General features: G+C 66.8%; 20 protein-coding genes and 1 tRNA gene. 9 read left to right on the forward strand and 12 right to left on the reverse strand.

Annotated elements, in window-relative coordinates; translation table 11 throughout:
- From PHQ87_RS05480 to PHQ87_RS05505, 6 genes are all read right to left on the reverse strand, one after another.
- Window positions 1–422, reverse strand: a 422-nt coding sequence (locus PHQ87_RS05480) for a sugar phosphate nucleotidyltransferase (RefSeq protein ID WP_300231926.1), incomplete at its 3' end; no start/stop codon positions are given.
- A gap of 113 nt (window positions 423–535) precedes the next feature.
- Entirely contained in the window at window positions 536–1,528 is a 993-nt protein-coding gene (locus PHQ87_RS05485) for a S49 family peptidase (RefSeq protein ID WP_300231927.1), read from the reverse strand.
- A 17-nt stretch (window positions 1,529–1,545) separates the two neighbouring features.
- Entirely contained in the window at window positions 1,546–1,956 is a 411-nt protein-coding gene (locus PHQ87_RS05490; protein ID WP_300231928.1) for a Rieske 2Fe-2S domain-containing protein, read from the reverse strand.
- Window positions 1,949–2,608 carry an HAD-IA family hydrolase gene (locus PHQ87_RS05495; RefSeq protein WP_300231930.1) on the reverse strand — a complete coding sequence of 220 codons (660 nt, stop codon included), beginning with the start codon at window positions 2,606–2,608 and terminating at the stop codon, window positions 1,949–1,951. The genes PHQ87_RS05490 and PHQ87_RS05495 overlap by 8 nt, the downstream gene beginning before the upstream one ends.
- Before the next feature lie 117 nt (window positions 2,609–2,725).
- The gene (locus tag PHQ87_RS05500; RefSeq protein WP_300231931.1) at window positions 2,726–3,037 is read right to left on the reverse strand and encodes an H-NS histone family protein; all 312 of its coding nucleotides are present in this window, start codon (window positions 3,035–3,037) and stop codon (window positions 2,726–2,728) included.
- 89 nt (window positions 3,038–3,126) lie between these two features.
- The gene (locus PHQ87_RS05505) at window positions 3,127–4,128 is read right to left on the reverse strand and encodes an RluA family pseudouridine synthase (protein ID WP_300231933.1); all 1,002 of its coding nucleotides are present in this window, start codon (window positions 4,126–4,128) and stop codon (window positions 3,127–3,129) included.
- A 606-nt stretch (window positions 4,129–4,734) separates the two neighbouring features.
- On the opposite strand from PHQ87_RS05505, the gene PHQ87_RS05510 reads away from it, so the two are divergent.
- The gene (locus PHQ87_RS05510; protein ID WP_300231934.1) at window positions 4,735–7,629 is read left to right on the forward strand and encodes an Rne/Rng family ribonuclease; all 2,895 of its coding nucleotides are present in this window, start codon (window positions 4,735–4,737) and stop codon (window positions 7,627–7,629) included.
- A 249-nt stretch (window positions 7,630–7,878) separates the two neighbouring features.
- On the opposite strand, the gene PHQ87_RS05515 is transcribed toward PHQ87_RS05510, so the two are convergent.
- Genes PHQ87_RS05515 through hemC form a run of 4 tightly spaced genes read right to left on the reverse strand, consistent with a single transcriptional unit; the run spans window position 7,879 to window position 12,168 of the window.
- Entirely contained in the window at window positions 7,879–9,195 is a 1,317-nt protein-coding gene (locus tag PHQ87_RS05515; RefSeq protein WP_300231936.1) for a heme biosynthesis HemY N-terminal domain-containing protein, read from the reverse strand.
- A gap of 2 nt (window positions 9,196–9,197) precedes the next feature.
- A complete protein-coding gene (locus PHQ87_RS05520; protein WP_300231938.1) occupies window positions 9,198–10,373 on the reverse strand; it encodes a uroporphyrinogen-III C-methyltransferase in 1,176 nt (391 codons plus the stop codon).
- Window positions 10,370–11,188, reverse strand: coding sequence for a uroporphyrinogen-III synthase (locus PHQ87_RS05525; RefSeq protein ID WP_300231939.1), 819 nt, complete (start codon window positions 11,186–11,188; stop codon window positions 10,370–10,372). Before PHQ87_RS05525 ends, PHQ87_RS05520 begins: the two co-directional genes overlap by 4 nt.
- A gap of 20 nt (window positions 11,189–11,208) precedes the next feature.
- Window positions 11,209–12,168, reverse strand: a complete 960-nt coding sequence (hemC, locus tag PHQ87_RS05530; RefSeq protein ID WP_300231940.1) for a hydroxymethylbilane synthase — start codon at window positions 12,166–12,168, stop codon at window positions 11,209–11,211.
- A 138-nt stretch (window positions 12,169–12,306) separates the two neighbouring features.
- Here hemC and ppc point away from each other — a divergent pair, with 138 nt between their 5' ends.
- The 6 genes from ppc to PHQ87_RS05560 all read left to right on the forward strand — a co-directional run bounded on the left by ppc (window position 12,307) and on the right by PHQ87_RS05560 (window position 19,537).
- A complete protein-coding gene (gene ppc, locus PHQ87_RS05535; protein ID WP_300231942.1) occupies window positions 12,307–15,153 on the forward strand; it encodes a phosphoenolpyruvate carboxylase in 2,847 nt (948 codons plus the stop codon).
- Between the two features lie 33 nt (window positions 15,154–15,186).
- Window positions 15,187–16,041 (forward strand): 3',5'-nucleoside bisphosphate phosphatase, encoded by an 855-nt coding sequence (locus PHQ87_RS05540; protein WP_300231943.1) that lies wholly within the window; start codon window positions 15,187–15,189, stop codon window positions 16,039–16,041.
- A 41-nt stretch (window positions 16,042–16,082) separates the two neighbouring features.
- Window positions 16,083–16,718 carry an L-threonylcarbamoyladenylate synthase gene (locus PHQ87_RS05545; protein WP_300231945.1) on the forward strand — a complete coding sequence of 212 codons (636 nt, stop codon included), beginning with the start codon at window positions 16,083–16,085 and terminating at the stop codon, window positions 16,716–16,718.
- 63 nt (window positions 16,719–16,781) lie between these two features.
- Window positions 16,782–17,450: a site-2 protease family protein gene (locus PHQ87_RS05550; RefSeq protein WP_300231946.1), complete on the forward strand. Its 669-nt coding sequence runs from the start codon at window positions 16,782–16,784 to the stop codon at window positions 17,448–17,450.
- A gap of 25 nt (window positions 17,451–17,475) precedes the next feature.
- A complete protein-coding gene (locus PHQ87_RS05555) occupies window positions 17,476–18,774 on the forward strand; it encodes a tryptophan--tRNA ligase (protein WP_300231947.1) in 1,299 nt (432 codons plus the stop codon).
- A gap of 169 nt (window positions 18,775–18,943) precedes the next feature.
- Window positions 18,944–19,537 (forward strand): response regulator transcription factor, encoded by a 594-nt coding sequence (locus PHQ87_RS05560; RefSeq protein WP_300231948.1) that lies wholly within the window; start codon window positions 18,944–18,946, stop codon window positions 19,535–19,537.
- Here the strand turns inward: PHQ87_RS05560 and PHQ87_RS05565 are convergent.
- Entirely contained in the window at window positions 19,531–21,048 is a 1,518-nt protein-coding gene (locus PHQ87_RS05565; RefSeq protein WP_300231949.1) for a HAMP domain-containing sensor histidine kinase, read from the reverse strand. The two genes, PHQ87_RS05560 and PHQ87_RS05565, sit on opposite strands and share 7 nt — an antisense overlap.
- A gap of 113 nt (window positions 21,049–21,161) precedes the next feature.
- Between PHQ87_RS05565 and PHQ87_RS05570 the strand changes: the two genes are divergently transcribed.
- Both PHQ87_RS05570 and PHQ87_RS05575 read left to right on the forward strand, forming a co-directional pair.
- Window positions 21,162–21,253, forward strand: a tRNA-Ser gene (locus tag PHQ87_RS05570).
- A gap of 359 nt (window positions 21,254–21,612) precedes the next feature.
- The gene (locus PHQ87_RS05575) at window positions 21,613–21,999 is read left to right on the forward strand and encodes an Lrp/AsnC ligand binding domain-containing protein (protein WP_300231950.1); all 387 of its coding nucleotides are present in this window, start codon (window positions 21,613–21,615) and stop codon (window positions 21,997–21,999) included.
- 115 nt (window positions 22,000–22,114) lie between these two features.
- Here the strand turns inward: PHQ87_RS05575 and serS are convergent.
- Window positions 22,115–23,049, reverse strand: a 935-nt coding sequence (serS, locus tag PHQ87_RS05580; protein WP_300231952.1) for a serine--tRNA ligase, incomplete at its 5' end; no start/stop codon positions are given.

Genomic DNA, 23,049 nt, shown 5'->3' on the forward strand with positions numbered 1-23,049 from the left:
GTGCCAGGCGACTGTTCATACGCCTGCACCATTTGTTTGAGCACCGATGCGCCGCCAGGCGGCCCCACCATCAGGTCATCGGCCAGCAGGACGGCAAACGGCTCGTTGCCCACCACCTTTTCGGCGCACAGCACCGCATGACCCAGCCCAAGCGGCCGAGGCTGGCGGATATAGATGCAATCCATGTCGTCGGGCTTGATGTCATGGACCAGCTTCAGCAGATCGTTCTTGTGGCCACGCTCGAGCTCGTACTCCAGCTCGAAGGCCGCGTCGAAGTGGTCACCAATGGCGCGCTTGTGACGCCCCGTGATGAAGATCATCTGACGGATGCCGGCCTCGTAGGCCTCCTCGACCGCGTACTGGATCAAGGGTTTGTCCACCACGGGCAGCATTTCCTTGGGAATGGCCTTGGTTGCGGGCAAGAAGCGAGTACCCAGCCCGCCAACGGGGAAAACAGCTTTCGTTATCAAGAGAGACTCCCTACAGATGGTGTTCCAACACGATCAACACAATGCCCGGCACGATGGTCGGGGTGTCAGCGCAGCGGCATGCCGGCGGCCGACGCCGCCTGCCAGATGCCGCGGCCGATGCTCACGCCGAACTGCCGCGCCAGGCGCAGGCCCACGGGCTCGCGCTGGGTGTAGTCGACGATGTCCTCCGCCCTGACCACCTCGCGCGCGACGTAGTCGAGATTGCCCAGCCCGTCGGCCAAGCCCAGGGCCACGGCCTGCTGGCCGCTCCAGACCAGACCCGAAAAAATGTCCGGCGTTTCCTCCAGCCGTTCGCCACGACCCTTGCGCACCACGGCGATGAACTGCTGGTGGATTTCCGCCAACATTGAACGGATGTACGCTTTCTGGCCTTCATCCTGCGGGCTGAACGGATCAAGCAGGGCCTTGTTCTCGCCGGCCGTCATCAGGCGGCGTTCGATGCCCAGTTTGTCCATCAGCCCCGTGAAGCCAAAACCATCCATCAGGACCCCGATACTGCCCACGAGGCTGGCCTTGTCGACGTAGATGCTGTCCGCCGCCGATGCGATGTAATAGGCGGCCGACGCGCAGGTTTCCTCGACCACGGCATAGATCTTCTTGCCGTGCAGCGCCTTGAGCCGGTGAATCTCGTCGTTGATGATGCCCGCCTGCACCGGGCTGCCGCCCGGCGAGTTGATCAGCAGCACCAGCGCCTGCGCGCCTGAATCCTCCAGGGCCTGACGGATGGCTGGCACCACCTTGTCGGCACCGGCCTCGGAGCCCGATGCGATCTCGCCCTTGATCTCGACCACGGCCGTGTGCGGCGACGACGACTGCGTGCCGACCGGACCCGAGCGCATCAGCAGCCATGCACCCGCGCCCAGCAGGAGCAGCCAGAGCAGGCGCCCGAACCAGCGCCAGCGCCGGGCGGCACGCTGCTCGTTCAGGTTGGCCAGCAGGAGTTTTTCGATCGTGACACGCTCCCAGGTGGTATCGCGCGCGGCCGTCGCAGATGGAGCATCGGGGCGCGGCTCGGCGCCGGGGGTATCGTCGGTCATGGCGGGGTATTGTCGGCTCAGAAAAGCGCGGGTTTGATCAGATATTGTGACCGCCAGTGAACGACACCGTCGAATTCGGCGGTGCCGATCTTCACCAGCGGGCCCTTGCAGGGGCCGCCACGGCAGGCACCGGTGGCCGGGTCGTAGTGGGCACCGTGGGTGGCGCACAGCAGCCAGCGGCCCGATTCGTCGAAGAAACGGTCGGGTTGCCAGTCCATCTCCATGGCCACATGGGTACAGCGGTTGAGGTAGGCGTGCACCTGTCCATCGTGGCGGACCGCGAAGGCCCGGCACGTCTGACCACCGTAGACAACATCAAAGGAGGCCGCCAAGCCACCATCGACCAGATCGCGGCTGTTGCACAGGGGGAGCCACTGGCCCTCCCCCTCATCGCCCCCTGCCTGTGCCGGCACCAACCGATCAGGCATATGCCTCCAGCCAGGCGTGCAAATCGGCCACGGAGTGCGCCACATGGCGCGGCGACAGGGCGGCGAACCCATCGGGCTGATGGGCGCCGTAACTCACGCCCACGCTGGCGCAGCCCGCATTGACGGCCATTTGCAGGTCGTGCGTGGTGTCGCCGATCATGAGCACGCGCTCCGGCTCGACCCCGAATTCACGCATCAGTTCGTTGAGCATCAGGGGGCTGGGCTTGCCGGCGGTTTCATCGGCCGTGCGGGAGGCATCGAACACGCCCTGCAGCTCCGTGCTGCGCAGGGCCTCGTCCAAGCCCCGGCGGCTCTTGCCGGTGGCCACCGTCAGCCAGTGGTGGCGCTCGCGCAGCATGTGCAACATGGGCAGCACACCCGGGAACAGACTGATGTCGTGCTGGCGTGCCAGGTAATGATGCCGGTAGCGCTCGCCCAGCAAGGCGTAGCGCTCCGGCGGCACATCGGGTGCCGCATGCGCCAGCGCCTGCATCAGCCCCATGCCGATCACGTAGCTGGCCACACCGTCATCCGGCACCGTCCCCCCCACATCGGCCACCGCCGCCTGGATGGATCGGACGATGATGGCGGTGGAATCGAACAGGGTGCCATCCCAGTCAAAGGCAATGAGATCGAAAGCGCGGGGTCGCATAGCGGGGAAAAACATCCAGCGGTCATTATCTCTGCTGCCGGCGTCGGGGGCCCGACAGCAGAAAAGGCGCCACAGGGCGCCTTTTCAAAAGGACGGCGGCCACCGGGGCCGCCTGCATCAGATGCGGTAGTCCTCGATGCTCTTGCCGGCCGCGAGCACGGCACGCACCCACTCGGGCTTGCGGCCCGGACCGCCGGCCCACAGCTCACCCTGGGGGCCACGGTACTTGGCCGGCGCTGCCGACTTGCTGCTCTTGCCCGCCTTGCGGCTGACCGCTCCGGCGCTGCCCAGATCGGCCACGGTAATGCCGTATTCCTTCATCTTGGCCTTGATATCGGCAATCACGGCAGCCAATTCGGCCTTCCGGGCCTGTTCGGCCTGTGCCATCAACGCCTGCGCCTGCGCCATCAGTTCGGAATAAGTTGCCATTGTGTTTCCTTTTAACTTAATCTTGGAGATACGATTGATTGCCAATGTTGATTGACATCATGGGCTGACACCCCTGATAGGTCGTTATTTTAATCTGAAACATCTCCTGCGCAATGGCTGGCCAGCTCCGGAGGCAATTCAGAATGTAACTCCATGGAATCACCCGTGATCGGGTGCGCAATCCGCAAACGCCAGGCGTGCAGAAACATGCGCTTGAGCCCCAGTCGCGCCATCTGGCGATTGAGTTCGAAATCACCGTATTTGTCATCACCCACAATGGGGTGGCCGGCATTCGCGAGGTGGACCCGGATCTGGTGGGTCCGCCCGGTCTTGATGGTGACGGCCAGCAGCGTGAAGGTGTCGGCCAGGCCGGCAGGCAGACCCGCAGGTGCCGGCACCGTCCGCACCACACGCACCAGGGAAACCGCGCGCATGCCATCCGGATGGTCCGCGGCGACCACCTTGACGCGGCGCTCACCATCGGGCAGCAGGTATTTGTGCAGGGGTTGGTCCAGCACCTTCAACCGCGCAGGCCAGGTCCCCTTGACCAGGGTCAGATAGGTTTTCCCGGTTTCCCGCTCCCGGAATTGTTCCTGCAAGGCCTTCAACGCGCTGCGCTTTTTGGCAATCAGCAGCAGGCCACTGGTTTCCCGATCCAGTCGGTGCACCAATTCGAGGAATTTGGCCTGGGGGCGGGCCTGGCGCAATTGCTCGATGACGCCCGAGCTGACACCACTGCCGCCATGCACCGCCACCCCCGCTGGTTTGTCGATGGCCAAAAAAGCATCGTCTTCATGGACAACAGGAAACTGGCGGGCTGGTGCCACGGACAGGTTCTGTGCGGGCCGCTCGGCAACCCGGACGGGGGGAATCCGCAGGACATCGCCCGCCTGGACACGGTCATCGGCCGCCACACGTCCTTTGTTGCGCCGCACTTCCCCCGAGCGGATGATGCGATAGAGATGGGTCTTGGGCACGCCTTTGAGCACCCGGATCAGGTAATTGTCCAGGCGCTGGCCTGCCGATGCCTCATCGACAATCAGGTGCTGTACGGCCGGTCGCCCGGTCGATGGAGTGGGTCTGGCGTTCAAGGGTAAACCTGTGGCTGATGCCGATTCCACGGCACGGGCCTCGCACTATAATGCCCTTTGCCCGCCCGAAGTCGTAAGTGGTTGATCTGCTTGAATTTGCATCGACCCTCCGTGGAAACCCCGGTGATCCGATCCACCGCTCGCAACGGACAGGGCATCTGGCCACCCATTTCGCCTGTCGCCTGGTGCCGCCGGCCCGCCCCCTCGTTGTTCACGGGCGCGTCGCTGCGATGACCAGGCCACCCCGAAACGGGGAGCCCGTGAGATGACAGCAGACCCGATACGGAATACCCTGATCGGTCAGCCTGCCGGCGCGCTCTTGGATGTGCATGTGCGCCGGTGGCTGGTCGAGGATGAAGCGACTTCAATGAAGCCAGCAGCGCGCTCATGTCCGAGACAGATCGCCCGGTTTCCTTGAGCCACCGACTCCATGCGCCTACGCCCTGAAGCGGCGTTGGCAGGCTCCTCGCGTGCCAGCGAAGCCTGCCGACAGCCTCAGAAGCTCTCCGGCAATTCCTTCCTCGTTTGCGTCGCCCTGCGGACTCTGGCCTCGCGCCCGGACGTGTCCGGGCATACACGCAACGCCAATACGAAGGAAATGCCGCCATGAAGCGCATGCTCATCAACGCCACGCAGGCCGAAGAACGCCGCCTGGCCATCGTGGACGGGCAGAAACTGCTCGACTACGAGATCGAAATCGAAGGACGCGAACAGCGCAAGGGCAACATCTACAAGGCCGTCGTCACGCGCGTCGAGCCCAGCCTGGAAGCCTGTTTCGTCGACTACGGCGAGGACCGCCACGGTTTCCTGCCGTTCAAGGAAATCTCCAAGCAGTATTTCCAGGGCAATGTCTCGCCCTCGCAGGCCCGCATCAACGATGTGATCAAAGAGGGCCAGGAACTGCTGGTCCAGGTCGAAAAGGAAGAACGCGGCAACAAGGGGGCCGCCCTGACCACCTTCATCAGCCTCGCCGGCCGCTACGTCGTCCTGATGCCCAACAACCCGCGCGGCGGTGGTGTCAGCCGCCGCATCGAGGGCGAGGACCGTGCCGAACTCAAGGCAGCCCTGGATCAGCTCGAGTACCCCAATGGCATGAGCATCATCGCCCGCACGGCCGGCATCGGCCGTGATGCCGCCGAGCTGCAGTGGGACCTGAACTACCTGCTCAAGCTGTGGACGGCCATTGACGGCGCGGCGCAGTCGGGCAAGGGTGCCTTCCTGATCTACCAGGAATCGAGCCTGGTGATCCGCGCCATCCGCGACTACTTCAACAGCGACATCGGCGAGATCCTGATCGATACCGATGACATCTACGAGCAGGCTCACCAGTTCATGAGCCATGTGATGCCGGAGCAGAAGCACCGCGTCAAGCGCTACCGCGATGACGCTCCGCTGTTCAGCCGTTTCCAGATCGAGCACCAGATCGAGACCGCCTACAGCCGCATCGTCAATCTGCCCAGCGGTGGCGCCATCGTGATCGACCAGACCGAGGCGCTGGTGGCGGTGGACGTGAACTCGGCGCGTGCCATCAAGGGCGGCGACATCGAGGAAACCGCACTGCGCACCAACCTGGAGGCCGCCGACGAGGTCGCCCGCCAGGCCCGCCTGCGCGACCTGGGCGGCCTGGTGGTGATCGACTTCATCGACATGGACGAGTCGAAGAACCGCCGCGAGGTCGAAAACCGGCTGCGCGATGCGCTGCGCCAGGATCGCGCCCGCGTGCAATTCGGCTCGATCAGCAAGTTCGGCCTGCTGGAAATGAGCCGCCAGCGCCTCAAACCCATGCTCAGCGAGGGCGCCTCCATTCCCTGCCCGCGCTGCGGTGGCTCCGGCCATATCCGCGACACGGAAAGCTCGGCGCTGCAGATCCTGCGCGTCATCCAGGAGGAGTCGCTCAAGGACAGCACGGCCGCCGTGCTGGTGCAGGTACCGGTGGAGGTCGCCAGTTTCCTGCTCAACGAAAAGCGGACCGAAATCACCAAGATCGAGCTCAAGCAGCGCATCAATGTGCTGCTGGTGCCGAACAAGTCGCTGGATACGCCCAACTACAAGCTCGAACGCCTCAAGCACGACGATCCACGCCTGGACAGCCTGGACTCGAGCTACAAGCTCGCCGAAGAAGTGGACGATGTCGCCAGCTTCACGCGCCGCAGCCAGGAGCGCACCAACAAGCAGGAGCCCGTGATCAAGGGCGTGGTGTTCGACGGCCCGGCGCCCGTGGCCGCGCCGAAGCCGGAAGACAAGGCGCCGACAGCAGCACCCGTGGCCCCTCCGGCACCCTTGGCAACCCCCGCCGAAACCGGCTTCTTCGGCTGGCTCAAGGGACTGTTCGGCCTGAACACGCCCGCACCGGCCCCGGCACCAGCGCCTGCCGCCACCGAGGCAGCCAAGGCCGACAGCCGCGATGGCAAGGGCGGCGACAGGCGCCGCGACGGTGGCCGTGGCCGCGGCGGCCAGAACGGCAACAACGAAGCGCGCCGTCAGCGTGATGGTGGCGGCCAAGGCCGTGATGGCCAGGCGCGCGGCGAGCGCCGCCAGGACGTGCGCGGCGAGGCCCGGGGTGATCAGCGCGGCGGCGAAGGACGAGGCAACCGTGGTGGGCGCCGTGACGCGGGTGCGCAGCCCGTGGCCACCCTTCAGGGCGAGGAAGCGCTGGGCACTGGCAGCACCAGCGCAGCCGTCCCCGCACCAGACAGCGCCGAACAGGCACCGCGTCGCGAGCGCGGGGAACGGGGCGAACGTCGCCAGCGCGGTGAGCGCCCCCGGCGCCAGTCGGGCGATGCCGCTCCCCCGCAGCAGGCCGAGCGCCCCGCTGCACCGGCCGTCGAGGTGGAAGGCAACGCGGCGGCAACCGTCGGCAACGACGACGTGACCGCGCCGAACGGCAACCAGGGCGAGGGTGGCGACACCCAGCGCCCGCCGCGCGAACGGCGCAGCCGCGACCGCTATGGCCGCGACCGCCGCGAACGCAACCGCGAAGCGGCGGCAGGTAGCGAGACCGAAGCAGCCACCGAAGTACCCACCGAAACAGCCATCGAGGGTGCCGGCGGTACCGTGGCCGAAGCGCCGGCTGCCACGCCGCAGCGCAGCAGCTACTTCACCATGCCCGCGCCGGCCGACACCGCAGCGGCACCCGTGGCCGAAGCGCCGGCAACGCCGGCCGCCGCGGTCGTCACCACGGTCATCGAAGCAGCAGCCCCTGCAGCGACCGCCACCGTGGTGGCGGCCGTGCCGGCCGCGCCACAGCCGCAGGGTCTGCCACGCGTTCAACCCTTCGAGCTGCCCCTGGACGATCTGAACCAGGTCGCACAGGCCAGCGGGCTCGAGTGGGTGAATTCCGACCCGGTCAAGGTGGCACAGGTACAAGCCGCCATCGCCGCCGAACCCCGGCCCGTTCACGTGCCACGTGAGCCCCGGACGGTGGTCCTGCCGGACGAAGGTCCGCTGGTGCTGGTGGAGACCAGGCGGGATTTGCGCGACACCGCCTTGCCCTTCGAGTAATGGCACCGCCCCTCTCCTTCCCCTGCCGGGGCGGGAGGGGGCCCCGGTCACGCAGCCCGGACATGCCGGGCCGATGCCCGGCCGGAAGCACCACCGTGTTATCGCCACGCCCTCACGGCCCTGCCTGTCTCGATGGCCGGGGTGGTAGCCGCGGCCCCCATTTCTCATTGAACCGGTGACGTGGGACTGACCTGGCGCCGTTGCCCACATGGCCAGGGGCGCCAGGCAGAGAAGAAGAGAGAACGAACCCTACTCGACCTGTGCCGCCGTCTGCCAGGCGGCCAGGGCCGCCTCGGCATCACCCCGCTGCTCGGCCAAACGTGCCAGTGCACACCAGGTCCGCCGTCGCAGGATCGGGTCCTTCAGGCCGTGTCTGGCCTGACCGAGCTGCATGGCCGCCTTGCCCCACAGGCGGCGGTGCATGCAGGCCTGGCCGACCAGGTACTGCCAGCAGGGATTGCCCGGCTGCTCCTGCTGCAGGCGCTCGATCCGGGACAGCCAGGTGCTGTCCAGATCGGCCAGCGCCGGCTCGATCACCAGCACCAGGCGCCTTTGTTCCGCGGCGTCGAGTGAGCCGACCTGCGGCCAGATGGGCTCCAGCCAGGCCAGCACCTGCCGCCCGCTCGCCAGGCGGTCTTCTTCCGTGACATCCGGTGGCCGGGCCATCAGTGCGTTGGCCTGTTCTGCGGCAGCCAGCGCCAGTTCTGGCATGGTTTTCTCGGATGGGGCCAGTTTTCCCCACACCGCCTGCAACTGGGCCAGGTCGTGTGCCTGGCGCAGCGCGTCCAGAGCCAGCCCCCGCAACAGGCTGCGCCCGGCTTCGGGAGAAAACGCCCGGTGCTTGTTCAGCAGCCGCGCCACCTCCAGGGCTTCCGTCACGGCGCTGTCCAGCTGTGCCACTCGCAGGCGCAGGCGCAGGGCCTGGATGCGTCGGCCCGCCCCATGCGGGAGCTCTGCCAGGCGCGCTCGCGCGACGGCGATGTTGCGGTCTTCCACGGCCCAGCGCACCGCCCGCAACAACGCACCCTCATGCGCATCGGCGGCGGACTTCGCCAGCGCCGGCTGCAGGGCGGCGCCCAGATAGTCATCGCGGGATGTCCGGTTCTGCAAGGCCTGCGCGCTCTCGGCGGCCAGCAGATTCGCCAGCAGGCGCATCTGTTCGATCCGGATACCCGCCGAGGGCTCCTGCAGGTCGTCCATGTGCTGCAGGGCCTGCTTGGCCGACGCATGCGCCCGCACGAAGCGCCCCGCCAACTGGAACGACAGCGCATCCATCAACGCGGAGATCGCCGAGCGGGTCAGTTGCCGGCTGCGCCACTCGCGGGCGCGCCCAGGCAGTTCGCGCAGTCTGGCGATACCACGCAACCCGACATAGAACACCACAAAAGACAGCAGAAGAACCGCCAGAACCAGGTTGAACGAAGCGTCCAGGCGATACGGCGGCCAGAACAGGCTCACGATCGCATGGTTGTCGCCCATCAACAGCGCCAGGGCCATGGCCATCGCGGCCATGGCCAGCAACCAGATGACACCACGCATGGCTCCTTGCTGCTGCGGGCGTCTCATGATCAGCGCCCCTCCGCTGCCACGGCGAGCGCGGCCAGACTTTCATCCGGGCGCGGCACGTCGAGCGTGTTGATCTGCTGGCGCAGATCGCGCACCGTTTGCAGAGCGGCCTTGACATCGGGCATGGACGCATCGAAATAGCGCTGCAGTGCACCATCGATCGTTCTGAGATCGGAAATGACCACGGCCGACTGCCGTGCCAGCAGACCCAGACGGGCGTTCAGCAGCTTGAGCTTGATGTTCTCCCGCAGGAAATAGGCCTGCTCGGGCGCCAGCAGCATGGCGTCAGGCTGCTCAATGTGGCTGATGCGCACAAGCTCCTGCCCCTGCCGGGTGACATCCGACCACAGACGCTGCCAGAATCGGCCCCAACCCTGCCGCACGCGCATCCAGGCATCGCTGACGGCATCGGTGGTCGGGGTGACCGAACTTTCCGCCACCGCCTCGACGGTGGCGCCGGCGGCCCCGGTCGCGCCGGCGTCGGGCGGTGCCGGCGGCACCTCAGGTGCCTCCGCGGGCACAGGTTTCGGCCCGAGCTGGTTGCGCAACGGCCAGTCGTCGACCTGCCGCAACATCTCGTCCAGACGCGCGGCCATCGATGGCAGATCGACCACCGCGGCCCCTTGCAGGCGTTCAACATCGCGGGCAATCGCCCGCTGCACCGGGTTGAGGCGAGGCTGTGCTGCGCGCGCAATGCGCTGATCGGCCGCCTGCAGCGCCGAGAGCAAAGGCTGCAGGCTGCCGGTCAGTTGGGTCTGCTGTTGCGCCAGCCGGATGGACGACTCCAGATCCTGCACCAGGTTGTCGTCACGCGAGCGGGAAACCGACAGCATCAGTTCTTCGAGCTGGCTGCGCTGCAGGCTGACCTCGGACAACCTGACCTCGGCCACCGACAAGCGTGCCTGCAACGACTCGACCAGTGCGCCGGATCGTTCGGCCAGTGCCCGGGTTTCGATGCTCCTGGCCAGGGTATCCTGGCTGCGTCGGGCCAATTCCTGCTGGGTGGCACCGAACTTCTGCCAGAGCATGGCACAGGCGGCCAGCGAGGCCCCCGCGACCAGCAAGGCCACGCCGGCCACCCACCCCCACAGGGGCGAACCCACCCGGGCCGGCACGGGAGATGCCGTCTCCGATGGCGCGACAGGCGAGGCAGGGAGAGAAACGGGTGGCTCGTTCATGGATGGCTCCAGGACGATTCTAGAGCGGCCAGCACCTCAGGCAAGGTCGGCCGAACATGGCTCACATGGCCGAAGCCCATTGCACGGGCGCGCTCGGCAATACGGGGGTGGGTGGCGATCGCAGATGCCTGCTGCCAGTGCGGCTCGGCCAGTAGCTGCGCCAGGTTGTTCAGGGCCTCCGTGCTGCTGAACAGCCACAGTGCCCCGGGCGCCATGCCCTGGCGGGCGAGGTCGATCTGCTCCGCGGTCCACGCGGGTGCACGCCGCTCGTAGGCCATGCAGATCGATACCTGGGCGCCGGCGTCGCGGCATTGACGCAGCAGCCATTCGCGCCCGGATCCGATGGCCGTGTCGGCCTGACCGCCACCGCGCACCAGCAGCACGCGGCTGCCGGGCCTGATCTGCATCCGCACCACCGACCATAGCGCCTCGGAATCGAACTGGTCGGCATCGCCGCGCGGAGCGTCGACACGTGCAGCGTCGATCCGGTGCTCGGCCAGCGCCTGGGCCAGCCGCCGGGCCGTGGCCGGCCCGGGCGCCCAGAACCGCGTCGCGGACGACCATGCCGTCGGTGCCATGCCCTCAAAGAAACCGGTGACCGCCGCGCCGCTGACGAACATCACGGCATCGAAGGTCGGCGCCTGCTCACGCATGCGCACCAGTTCGCTCCGCACGGCGGGGTCGGTCGGCTGGCCAATCTCGATCAGTGGCAGGGGCCGCGCCGGCCAGCCGGCCGCTTGCAGTTGCTGCGCCCAGACCGTGGCCTCTCCCGCTGGCCGGGTGACCAGCAGGTGACGCAGCACAGGACGCGCCATGGCCACGCTCCGCCCAGGCCTCAGACCGCCGGCGGCGCCACGCGCGCACCGGCCGCGATCAGGCGACCGGCCACGTCGCGGCCCAGCGCCTCGGCCTCGGAGAGGGTGGCGACGGCGCGTTCGTCCCGGGCGTGCAACAGCGCCGAGGCCGCCTCGGGCTCACCCCAGGCCGCCTCCAGGCGCAGCACCTGCCCCGGTTGCCAGCGGCCATGGGCGGCCAGCGGCACCGAGCAACTCCCTCCCAGGGTGCGCGAGACCTCGCGTTCGGCGGCCACGCACAACCAGGTCGGCATGTGCACCAGGGGTGCCAGCGCAGCCGCCAGCTCCGGCCGTCCGGCGCGGATCTCGATACCCAGTGCACCCTGCCCGGCGGCCGGCAGCGAATCCTCCGGCTCGAAGATGGCACGAATGCGCGAAGCCAGACCCAGGCGTTTGAGGCCCGCCGCCGCCAGGATGATGGCCTGGTACTGGCCTTCATCGAGCTTGCGCAGGCGCGTATCGAGGTTGCCGCGCAGGGGTTCGATCCGCACATCATGGCGCCCGAGACGACGCAACGCCTCTTGCAGCAGCACCACCCGGCGCAGACTCGAGGTGCCCACCACCGCATTGGGCGGCAAATCGGCCACGCCGGCGCACTGGGGTGATACCCAGGCGTCGCGCGGGTCTTCCCGCTCCATCACGCAGGCCAGCGCGAACCCGGCCGGCAGTTCCATGGGCACATCCTTGAGGGAGTGCACCGCGATGTCGGCCCGCCCTTCTTCCAGGGCGACCTCCAGTTCCTTGACGAACAGGCCCTTGCCGCCGACCTTGGACAGCGCCCGGTCGAGGATCTGGTCGCCGCGCGTGGTCATCCCCAGCAGGCGCACCTGGTGCCCCAGCCGCTCCAGCCGCGCCTTGACGTGTTCGGCCTGCCACAACGCCAGGCGGCTCTCGCGCGTGGCGATGGTGATGGACAAAGGGGAAAGCAAGGAGGAACTCACGACGGGATGTTGGATGGAATACACGCCGTCCGGACGCTGTTCTGACTGCCTGCCAACGCGGACGACCCAATGCACTGAGATTCGGCCGATGCTAGCATGCGCCCTGCCCAACTTCAGCCCCCTGCCCCCACCAGCCCCATGAGCCAGCCCGCCACCCGCACCGCCAAGTCGCCCCGCACCGCCCACACCAACAACGACAAGGAACGCCCCCTGATGGAGGACATCCGCTTGCTGGGCCGGGTCCTGGGCGATGTCATCCGGGAGCAGGAGGGGGCGCCCATGTTCGAGCTGATCGAGCTGATCCGCCAGTTGTCCGTCGCCTTTCGGCGCGATGCCGACGAATCGGCCGACAAGACGCTCAAACGTCTGCTCAAGAGCCTGACCGAGCAGCAGACGGTCAGCGTGATCCGGGCGTTCACCTACTTCAGCCACCTGGCCAATCTGGCCGAAGATCGGCACTACATCCGCCGCCGTGCCGTGCACGAGCGTGCAGGTGAGCTGCAACCCGGCAGCCTGCCCATGACGCTGCAGCGCCTGCGTCAGGCCGGCATCGCGCCGGACGACATCGTGCGCACGCTGGCCAGCGCCCACATCTCGCCGGTGCTGACGGCCCATCCCACCGAAGTGCAGCGCAAGAGCATTCTGGATGCCGAGCGCGACATTGCGCGCCTGCTGACCGAGCGCGAGCATCTGCTGCCCCGCGAGCTGGCCGAGAATGAGCGGCAGATCCGCGCCCGCGTCACGCAGTTGTGGCAGACACGGTTGCTGCGCTACACGAAGCTCACGGTGGCCGACGAGATCGAGAACGCGCTGGGTTACTACAAGTCCACGTTCCTGACCGAGATCCCGCGCCTGTACCGCGACCTCGAAGAAGGCCTGGGCGAGGCCGCTGCCGCCGGCGTGCCTCCGTTCCTGCGCATGGGCCAGTGGATCGGCGGCGACCGCGATGGCAACCCCAACGTGACGGCGGAGACCCTGGAGCTGGCGCTGCACCGTCAGGCCGACCTGGTGCTGCGCCACCACCTGACGCAGTTGCACCGGCTCGGGGCCGAGCTGTCGGTCTCGGCCATCCTCACCCGGTTCACACCCGCCATGCTGGCCCTGGCCGAGCGCTCGCCCGACCGCAACATCCACCGCCAGGACGAACCCTACCGGCGCGCCCTGACCGGCATGTACGCGCGCCTGGCGGCCACGCTGCAGCAACTGACCGGCGGTGAAGCCAGCCGCCATGCCGTGGCGCCGCAGGACCCCTATCTCTCGCCGGAGGAGTTGCTGGCCGACCTGCGCACCATCGAGGCGTCCTTGCTCGCCCACCATGGCGAGGCCCTGACCCGGGGCCGTCTGCGTCCGCTGATCCGCGCGGTCGAGGTGTTCGGCTTTCACCTGGCGACGGTGGACCTGCGCCAAAGCTCGGACAAGCACGAGGCCGTGGTGGCCGAGTTGCTGGCCGTGGCCCGTATCGAGTCCGACTACAGCGCGCTGGACGAAACGGCCCGACGCGAGGTGTTGTTGCGCCAACTCGACGACGCGCGGCCGCTGCGCGTGCCGGGAGCCCCCTACTCGGACCACACGGTCGGGGAACTGGCCATTTTCGAGGCCGCGCGCCGGGCGCGCGAGCGCTTCGGTCCGGCCGCCATCCGCCACGCCATCATCAGCCACACCGAAACGGTCAGCGACCTGCTGGAGGTGCTGTTGCTGCAAAAGGAGGTGGGATTGATGCGCGGCCGGCTCGAGGGCGACAGCGACAACCCGGCGACGGCCGACCTGATCGTCGTACCGCTGTTCGAGACCATCGAGGACCTGCGCAATGCCGCGCCCATCATGCGCGACTACTACGCCCTGCCCGGCGTGAAGGCCATGGTGCTGCGCGGCGCGCACGACGGCTATGGCGAGCAGGACATCATGCTCGGCTACTCCGACTCCAACAAGGACGGTGGCATCTTCACCAGCAACTGGGAGCTGTACCGCGCCGAGACCGAACTGGTGAGCCTGTTCGACGAACTGAACGCCGGATCTTCGGGCGACCGGCACATCCAGCTCAGAATGTTCCACGGCCGCGGCGGCACTGTGGGCCGTGGCGGCGGCCCGAGCTACCAGGCGATCCTGGCGCAGCCGCCGGGCACCGTGCGCGGCCAGATTCGCCTGACGGAACAGGGCGAGGTGATCGGCGCCAAGTACGCCAACCCGGAGATCGGCCGGCGCAACCTCGAAACCCTGGTCGCTGCCACGCTCGAGGCCACGCTGCTGCAGCCCACACGCAACGCGCCGCAGGCCTTCCTGGATGCGGCCATCGAGTTGTCCGCCGCCAGCATGGCCGCGTACCGGTCACTGGTCTATGAGACGCCCCGCTTCGCCGACTATTTTTTTGCCGCCACGCCCATCCGCGAGATTGCCGAACTCAACATCGGCTCACGCCCGGCCAGCCGCAAGGCCAGCCAGAAGATCGAGGACCTGCGCGCCATACCCTGGGGCTTCAGCTGGGGGCAATGCCGCCTGACGCTGCCGGGCTGGTATGGCTTCGGCTCGGCGGTACAGGCCTTCCTGGAGGCTGGCGGTCCGCGGCAGGCCCGGCGCAAGGCGCTGCTGCGCAGGATGTTCCGCGAATGGCCGTTTTTCAGAACCCTGCTGTCCAACATGGACATGGTGATGGCCAAGGGCGACCTGGCCCTGGCCTCGCGCTACGCCGAACTGGTCGAAGACCGCAAACTGCGCCGGACGGTGTTCAGCGCCATCGAAGCCGAATGGCACCGCACGGCCGATGCGCTGGCCATGATCACCGGCCAGCAGCAGCGCCTGGCCGACAACGCATCGCTGCAACGCTCGGTGCGCCACCGGTTTCCCTACATCGATCCGCTGCACCACCTGCAGGTCGAGCTGGTGCGGCGCCACCGCGCGGGCAAGCTCGACACCGACAGCGAGAAAATCCACCGCGGCATCCACCTGTCGATCAACGGCATCGCCGCCGGCCTGCGCAACACGGGGTGAGCGAGGCCAGGCCACCCTCCCTACAATGGCAGGGTGGACCACCTGCTCAACGCCGACCTGCACTGCCATTCCGTGTTCTCCGACGGTACGCTGGCACCCGAGGTGCTGGCGCGCCGCGCGCAGGCCAATGGTGTCGGTCTGTGGGCCCTGACCGACCACGATGAAATCAGCGGCCTCGACCAGGCCCTGTCGTCGGCGCGGGCCATCGGTCTGCCCTGCCTCACCGGCGTCGAGATCTCGGTCACCTTCGCCGGCGTCACCGTGCACATCGTCGGCCTCGGCTTCGACCACCGCCACCCGCCGCTGATCGAAGGCCTGCGCCGGACCCGGGCCGGGCGCGAGCAACGCGCGCGCGACATGGGTGCCGATCTGGAGCGTGCAGGCATCCGGGGCGCCTTCGACGGGGCCATGAAGTACGTGGACAACCCGGATCTGATCTCCCGCACCCACTTTGCGCGCTATATCGTGGAGGCCGGCTACTGCAGTGACACGCACGAGGTGTTCCGCAAGTACCTGGCCGAGGGCAAACCCGGCTATGTGCCCCACCGGTGGGCCTCCCTGGGCGATGCCGTGGGCTGGATCAACGGTGCCGGCGGCGTGGCGGTGATCGCCCACCCGGCCCGCTATGCCCTGGGCATCAATGGCGAATACGCGCTGTTCTCCGAGTTCAAGGCCCACGGCGGTCTGGGCGTGGAGGTGGTCACCAGCGCACACAGTGTGCCGGAAGTGGCCAGGTACGCCGACATGTGCCGGGAGTTCGGGCTGCTGGCCTCGCGCGGCAGCGATTTCCACTGCCCGCAGGAAAGCCGCTGCGACCTGGGCAGCCTGCCGGATCTGCCCGGCAGCGTCACGCCCATCTGGGCCGAACTGCGCGCCCGGGCGGATTGACCTGGCTACCGGCCAGGGCGCGGCCTGCGCTACCATCGTGCATGGCCCTGCATTTCGAAGTTCATCCCGACGACCCACAGATACGGCTGCTCAAGCAGGCGACGCAGTTGCTGGTCAAGGGCGGCGTGCTCGCCGTGCCCACCGATTCCAGCTATGCGCTGGTGTGCCAGCTCGACGACAAATCCGCCGTCGACCGGATGCGCCGCATCCGCCAGGTCGACGACCGGCACCACCTGACGCTGCTGTGCCGCGACCTGAGTGAGCTGTCCAGCTACGCCAAGGTCGACAACCGCCAATACCGGCTCGTCAAGCTCGGCACCCCCGGTCCCTACACCTTCATACTGGAAGCCAGCAAGGAAGTGCCGCGCCGCGTCAGCCACCCGTCGCGCAAGACCATCGGGCTGCGCGTGCCAGACCACCGCGTGCTGCGACTGCTGTTGCAGGAGCACAGCACCCCGCTGCTGGCCACCACCCTGATCCCGCCCGGCGAAGACACGCCGCTGAACGACGCCGACGAGATCCGCGAGCGCTTCGACAAGCTGCTCGACGGCATCATCGACGCGGGAGCCTGCCCCATGGAACCCACCACGGTGATCGACCTGACCCCGATGGGCACGGGTGGCGATCCGGTCGTGCTGCGCGAGGGCCTTGGCCCACTCGAGACACTGGGGCTCTGACCGCATCGGCCGGCGCCGGCCGCGCGCATCTGGGACAATGGGCGTTTGCCCGCTGCTTATTCCATGGATTTCGCCCAGATCATCCAGACCGTCGCCGTCTACGCCATACCGGTGCTGTTCGCCATCACCGTGCACGAGGCTGCCCACGGTTACGCCGCCCGCCATTTCGGCGACAACACGGCGACCCTGATGGGCCGGGTCACGCTCAACCCGGTCAAGCACATCGACCCGGTCGGCACCATCCTGATGCCGCTGCTGCTGTATTTCGCCACCTCGGGGGCCTTCCTGTTCGGCTATGCCAAACCGGTACCGGTCAATTTCAGCCACCTGCGCCACCCCAAACGCGACATGGTCTGGGTGGCGCTGGCCGGCCCGGCCTCGAACTTCGTTCAGGCCCTCGCCTGGGCTGTGCTGTTTTTTGTGCTGGTGGCGTCCGGCATCAACGAGCGCTTCTTCCTGGAGATGGCCAAGGCCGGCGTGCTGGTCAACCTCGTGATGTGGGCCTTCAACCTGTTTCCGCTGCCCCCGCTGGACGGTGGACGCATCCTCGTCGGCCTGTTGCCCTGGAAACAGGCACATGCCGTCTCGCGCATCGAACCCTACGGTTTTTTCATCGTGATGGCCCTGGTCATTGCCGGCATCGTCGGCTCGCTCTGGCTGCGCCCGCTGATGGCCCTGGGTTACGCCGCCATCAACCTGCTGCTGTCGCCGCTGACCCTTCTGCTGGGGTGACCCGCCGGCCTTCTGACACACTGACATGAGCATCACCCGCTATCTCACCGGTATCACCACCTCGGGTACCCCTCACCTGGGCAACTACGTGGGCTCGGTCCGACCCACGGTACGCGCCAGCCGCCTGCCAGACACCGAGAATTTCTATTTCCTGGCCGATTACCACGCCCTCATCAAGACCAGTGGCGATCCGGTGCGCGTGCAGCGCTCGACGCTGGAGATCGCGGCCACCTGGCTGGCCTGCGGGCTGGACCCGGACAAGGTCACCCTGTACCGCCAGTCCGACATTCCCGAAATCCCCGAGCTGACCTGGTTCCTCACCTGCGTGACCGGCAAGGGCCTGCTCAACCGCGCCCACGCCTACAAGGCCGCGGTGGACAAGAACACCGATGCCGGCGCCGATCCCGACGATGGCGTGAGCATGGGCCTGTTCATGTATCCCGTCCTGATGGCGGCCGACATCCTGATGTTCAACGCGCACAAGGTGCCGGTCGGCCGTGACCAGATCCAGCACATCGAGATGGCGCGTGACATGGCGTCCAGCTTCAACCACCTCTACGGCGAGCACTTCACGCTCCCCGAGGCCGCCATCGAGGACCATGTGGCGACCCTGCCCGGCCTGGACGGGCGCAAGATGAGCAAGAGCTACGACAACACCATCCCCCTGTTCGCACCCCGTGAGCAGTTGCGCAAGCTCATCATGGGCATCGTGACCGATTCGCGTGCGCCGGGCGAGCCCAAGGACACCGAAGGTTCGGCACTGTTCCAGCTCTATCAGGCATTTGCCACAGCCGAAGAGACCGCCGCCCTGGCCCGCGCCTACGCCGACGGCATTGCCTGGGCCGACGCCAAAGCCTTGCTGTTCGAGCGGCTGGACCATGAGATCGCGCCCATGCGCGCGGTGTACGACGAGCTGATACAGGAGCCGGAACGCATCGAGCGCATACTCCTGGCCGGCGCCGAGAAAGCCCGGGCGATTGCCACCCCCTTCACCCGGCGTTTGCGCCACGCCGTCGGCCTGCGTCCGCTGCAGTTGCCTGGCGACGCCGCGCCGGCGGCGGGCAAGGCCAGCAAGGCCGCACGGCCTGCCTTCAAGCAATACCGCGAAAAAGACGGCCAGTTCTACTTCAAGCTCACCGACGCGCGGGGCACCGTGCTGCTGCAAAGCGGCGGTTTCGCCAACCCGCGTGACGCGGCCCGGCACATTGCCCTGTTGCAAAGCCAGGGCCTTGAAGCACTGGCCGAACTGGGCGATACCGTGAGCCTTCAGGTCAGCGAAGCCGATCTCCGCGAGGCGCTGGCCTTGCTGATGGCTGACACATAAAATATTCTTACAAAGTTTCCTTTCTGAAATAATGTGGGTGCGCATGCAGTGTCGTCGGTGATTTGACAATCACCGGACAAACCAGACCTGCTGCGCTGCATCTGCAGGTATCGCCGGGCATGCGCCGGTGACAGCCGTCCATGCGATCCGATCTTTCCGACCACACACCATGAGTATTTTTGTCATCGATGATCACCCCCTGATGCGGGATGCTGTCGTCATGCTGCTGCGGCGCCTGCGCGCATCGGCCCAGGTCGTGGAACTGGAAAAACTCGCCTCGGTGAGCAAGGCCATCGCCGAGCACGGAGAGCCCGAACTGGTGTGCCTGGACCTGAAGTTGCCCGACACCAACGGCGTCTCCGGCGTGCGCGAAATCCGCCAGATGCTGCCCTACACCTCGCTGATCGTGCTGTCCGCCTCCCCGGCGTCCGACTACGAGGACCTGGCACGCGAAGCCGGCGCCGACGCCTACGTCGAGAAGTCGGCCGGTGCCGCCCAGATTGGCAAGGTGCTGCGCGAGTTTCTCGCCGATGAGCCGGAAGACGAGAACGCGCCGACCGTACCGGAGAAGCTGTCCAAGCGGCAGAAGCAGTTGCTGGTCATGCTCGACCGCGGTCTGTCCAACCGCGACATCGCCGAGCAGTTGCAAATCAGCGAGCACACCGTCAAGGTCCACCTGTGGCGCCTGTTCCGCCGCCTCAACGTCAAGAGCCGCTCGCAGGCCAGCCATCTGGCCCGCACAGCCGGGTTGCTGGACTACTGAACACCCCCGGCTCCGCCGCCGGCCAATGGGGCCGCCTGCGGCTCGGGCGGCATCGGCGGGGTCGGCTGTGGTGGCCTGCCAGGGCTGCTGTCACCCTCGCCTGCTGATTCGCCATCGGCCTTCTGGGTGAAAACCGGCAGCATGACCCGGAACACGCTGCCTCGACCGGGTTGTGAAGAGACCGAAAGCCGGTAGCCCATCAGCGTGGCCAGCTTGGACACGATCGTCAGCCCCAGGCCAAGGCTGTCTTCGGTGCCCTGGTGCTGCAACACCCGGAAGAACTCCTGGAAGATGGCCTTCTGGTGCTCGTGCGCGATACCCACGCCGGTGTCCCACACCTCGAACACCTTCGTGCCGTCGTTGCGCCAGCGCAGCGCCAGCAAAATGCCGCCGCGCTGCGTGTGCTTGATGGCATTGGACAGCAGGTTGCCCAGAATCCGCCGCAACACCACCGGATCGGACCACACGGTGCTGGGTCGTCCGACATGAAAACGCATGCGCAACGACTTGGCGGCCGCCATCGGTTCGTATTGCAACGCAAGATCGGCAAGCAGTTGTTGCACATCCACGACCTGCAACCGGACCTTGTAGTTGCCGGCATCGATGCGGGTGAGGTCGAACAGCGAATCGAACAGCTCGTTGATGGCCCGGGTGGACTGCAGGATGCGCGGTGAAATCTCGCGCGCCATCTCGGGCTCGGAGGCCAGCCAGTCGGCGTACAGACCGAGCGCGTGGACGGGCTGGCGCAAGTCATGGGCCGCCGAGGCCAGGAACCGGTTCTTGGTGGCCACGGCGCGCAGCGCGGCGCGGGTCTGCTGGGTCAGGGAGTCGATCAACTCCTGGTTGGAGAACTGCAGTTCGAAACTGGACCGGTAGATGCTGTGCAGGCTGCGCCCCGCCACGTACAGCAGGAACCAGAACACCCCCAGCAAAAAGACCAGCACCATCGTCAGGCGTGCCTCCTCGGCGTTCCCCCAGCCAAGCCAGGTCTGTATGCCGAGCTGGAAGGCCATCACGGTGCCCAGCAGGCAGTTCACGTAGGTGCGAAAAGCCGGGAACCAGGCACCAAATGCCGTCAACGACAGCAGGCCATGACCCGCCAGTACCAGACCACAGACGAACTGCACCTGCAAGCTCGCTTGCAGGTAGACCAGCCCCATTGGCACGGCCCACAGCACACCGACCAGCGCCCAGGTCCATGCATAGCGCTTCATGAAGGCCTGGCGACGGCCACCGCCGACGCTGTCGTAGCGCAGGCGGTACACCCCGAACAAGCGGTAACGAACCGCAAGAACGCCCAGTACGGAGGCGGCCCACACCAGCAGCACCCACGGGGCGATCTCCCCCCACATAATAAAAAGCAGGCCGGGCACCACCAGGACCGCTGCCACCAGGCTGAACACGGCGTTGTCCATGACCACGCCGATCAACTGCGCGTCCACCCAATCGTCGCGCACCTCGGGCGCGGCAGGTACGTGCTGGTAGGTGGCGGGCTGGGTATCGACGAGCATGAATGAACGGATCTGGCCTCGGGGCTGAGGCGGAGAATTGTCGCACCCCGCGCATCCGTGCCACCAGCGGCAAAACCGCGCCCAAGTCCTGCTACAATTTCAGGCTTCGACACGGAGAGGTGGCAGAGTGGTCGAATGCACCGGATTCGAAATCCGGCGTACAGTTCATACTGTACCGAGGGTTCGAATCCCTCCTTCTCCGCCAAAAGCTAACAATTGCTTTTGGATCAAGCACTGAGCGACCAGAGTGCAAAAGAGGTGGTAGCAGCTTTGGCCGCAATCAAGGCGTGCTCACTCCTCCGGTTGACCGGCGCAGCAGCGTCTACTCTCTCGATCCAGGGCAGCCTGGATGAACCACGGGTCTCAGACCAGCCCGATACCCTGGCTTGCGTGCCACCCGATGGCTGGATGCCGCCTGGCGTCACGCGCGATCGATGAGCCGTGCCAGCTGCCACATCCCTATCGTGGCAAGCATCACCGCCGAGCCCAGGTTGACTGCTTTCTGCCAGCGCTCGTCAAAGCGGTCGCGCAGCCAGGCCACTCCTGTCGACAGGATCAGCCACCATGGCGCCGCAGCGTGCCCGCCGGCAGATGTCCGCCACCGTCGAGCGCCTGAAGGAAGCCGGCGTGGTTCGATCGGTCGGCACCGAACTGGCGCCAGCACTCTCGGGTTCACCCGTCAGCGCCATCATCGGCATCACCGTTGCGCAACCGGGCAAGAAGACACTCATCGAAAAACTGCGGCAGGCCCCCGAAGTTCTCGAATGTCAGCATGTCGCTGGTGCGGACTTGTATGTGATCAACGTGGTGGCGCGCAGCCTTCCGGATCTGGAACGGTTCATCTCCACCATCAACGGCTATGGAGAGACACGCACGTCGATCGTGTTTTCCACGCCGATTCCGCGCCGCGGTCTTGTCCCGCCCGGCACCTTGCGCCGTGCATCCGGCTGAACGGCATTCAGGCCTCGTCCGCCTGCGTCGGCGGCGGGGTCAGGAACTGGCGCGGTTTTTCGATGCCTGACAGGTATCGGCCGGGGCGATATCGGGTGCTGTGGTATCCGACTGCTCAGGCGGCCGGCATCAGCACCGCCACACCGCCCATGTAGGGTCGCAGCACCTCGGGCACGGTCACGCTGCCGTCGGCGTTCTGGTAGTTCTCCAGCACCGCCACGAGCGCGCGGCCCACGGCCAGACCGGAGCCGTTGAGCGTGTGCACCAGCTCGTTCTTGCCCTGGGCGTTCTTGAAGCGCGCCTGCAGGCGACGTGCCTGGAAGGCCTCGCAGTTGGAGACCGAGCTGATCTCGCGGTAGGTGTCCTGTGCCGGCACCCAGACCTCCAGATCGTAGGTCTTGCTGGCACCGAAACCCATGTCGCCGGTGCACAGGCTCATGACCCGGTAGGGCAGCCCGAGCTTTTGCAGGACGGCCTCGGCGTGACGGGTCATTTCCTCCAGCGCCTCGTAGCTCTTCTCGGGGTGCACGATCTGCACCATCTCGACCTTGTCAAACTGGTGCTGGCGGATCATGCCGCGCGTGTCGCGCCCGGCACTGCCCGCCTCCGAGCGGAAGCACGGCGTGTGGGCGGTCAGGCGCAAGGGCAGGTCGGCCGCGGCCAGCACGGTGTCACGCACGGTGTTGGTCAGCGTCACCTCGCTGGTCGGGATGAGGTACAGCGCCTGGTGCTCGTCAGCACCTTCCTGGCCACCCTTGTTGGCGGCGAACAGGTCGGCTTCGAACTTGGGCAACTGACCCGTGCCGCGCAGGGTGTCGGCGTTGACGATGTAGGGGGTGTAGCACTCGGTGTAGCCATGCTCCTGTGTCTGCACGTCCAGCATGAACTGCGCCAGCGCGCGGTGCAGCCGGGCAATGGGGCCGCGCATGAAGGTGAAGCGCGAGCCCGCGAGCTTGACGCCGGTGTCGAAATCGAGCCCGAGCTTTTCACCGATGTCCACATGGTCGCGCACCTCGAAATCGAAGCTGCGCGGTGTGCCCCACTCGCGCA

This window comes from Hydrogenophaga sp. (assembly GCF_028698005.1).
GTDB lineage: Bacteria > Pseudomonadota > Gammaproteobacteria > Burkholderiales > Burkholderiaceae_C > Hydrogenophaga.

What these genes read in the sequence shown, in the direction of transcription:
- PHQ87_RS05485 (WP_300231927.1), bottom strand. Translation starts at nt 1,528, where the DNA reads ATGACCGACGATACCCCCGGCGCCGAGCCGCGCCCCGATGCTCCATCT.
- PHQ87_RS05500 (WP_300231931.1), bottom strand. Translation starts at nt 3,037, where the DNA reads ATGGCAACTTATTCCGAACTGATGGCGCAGGCGCAGGCGTTGATGGCA.
- PHQ87_RS05555 (WP_300231947.1), top strand. Translation starts at nt 17,476, where the DNA reads ATGAGCATCACCCGCTATCTCACCGGTATCACCACCTCGGGTACCCCT.
- PHQ87_RS05490 (WP_300231928.1), bottom strand. Translation starts at nt 1,956, where the DNA reads ATGCCTGATCGGTTGGTGCCGGCACAGGCAGGGGGCGATGAGGGGGAG.
- PHQ87_RS05575 (WP_300231950.1), top strand. Translation starts at nt 21,613, where the DNA reads ATGGCGCCGCAGCGTGCCCGCCGGCAGATGTCCGCCACCGTCGAGCGC.
- PHQ87_RS05550 (WP_300231946.1), top strand. Translation starts at nt 16,782, where the DNA reads ATGGATTTCGCCCAGATCATCCAGACCGTCGCCGTCTACGCCATACCG.
- PHQ87_RS05565 (WP_300231949.1), bottom strand. Translation starts at nt 21,048, where the DNA reads ATGCTCGTCGATACCCAGCCCGCCACCTACCAGCACGTACCTGCCGCG.
- PHQ87_RS05525 (WP_300231939.1), bottom strand. Translation starts at nt 11,188, where the DNA reads ATGGCGCGTCCTGTGCTGCGTCACCTGCTGGTCACCCGGCCAGCGGGA.
- PHQ87_RS05495 (WP_300231930.1), bottom strand. Translation starts at nt 2,608, where the DNA reads ATGCGACCCCGCGCTTTCGATCTCATTGCCTTTGACTGGGATGGCACC.
- PHQ87_RS05520 (WP_300231938.1), bottom strand. Translation starts at nt 10,373, where the DNA reads ATGAACGAGCCACCCGTTTCTCTCCCTGCCTCGCCTGTCGCGCCATCG.
- ppc (WP_300231942.1), top strand. Translation starts at nt 12,307, where the DNA reads ATGAGCCAGCCCGCCACCCGCACCGCCAAGTCGCCCCGCACCGCCCAC.
- PHQ87_RS05510 (WP_300231934.1), top strand. Translation starts at nt 4,735, where the DNA reads ATGAAGCGCATGCTCATCAACGCCACGCAGGCCGAAGAACGCCGCCTG.
- PHQ87_RS05560 (WP_300231948.1), top strand. Translation starts at nt 18,944, where the DNA reads ATGAGTATTTTTGTCATCGATGATCACCCCCTGATGCGGGATGCTGTC.
- PHQ87_RS05545 (WP_300231945.1), top strand. Translation starts at nt 16,083, where the DNA reads ATGGCCCTGCATTTCGAAGTTCATCCCGACGACCCACAGATACGGCTG.
- PHQ87_RS05515 (WP_300231936.1), bottom strand. Translation starts at nt 9,195, where the DNA reads ATGAGACGCCCGCAGCAGCAAGGAGCCATGCGTGGTGTCATCTGGTTG.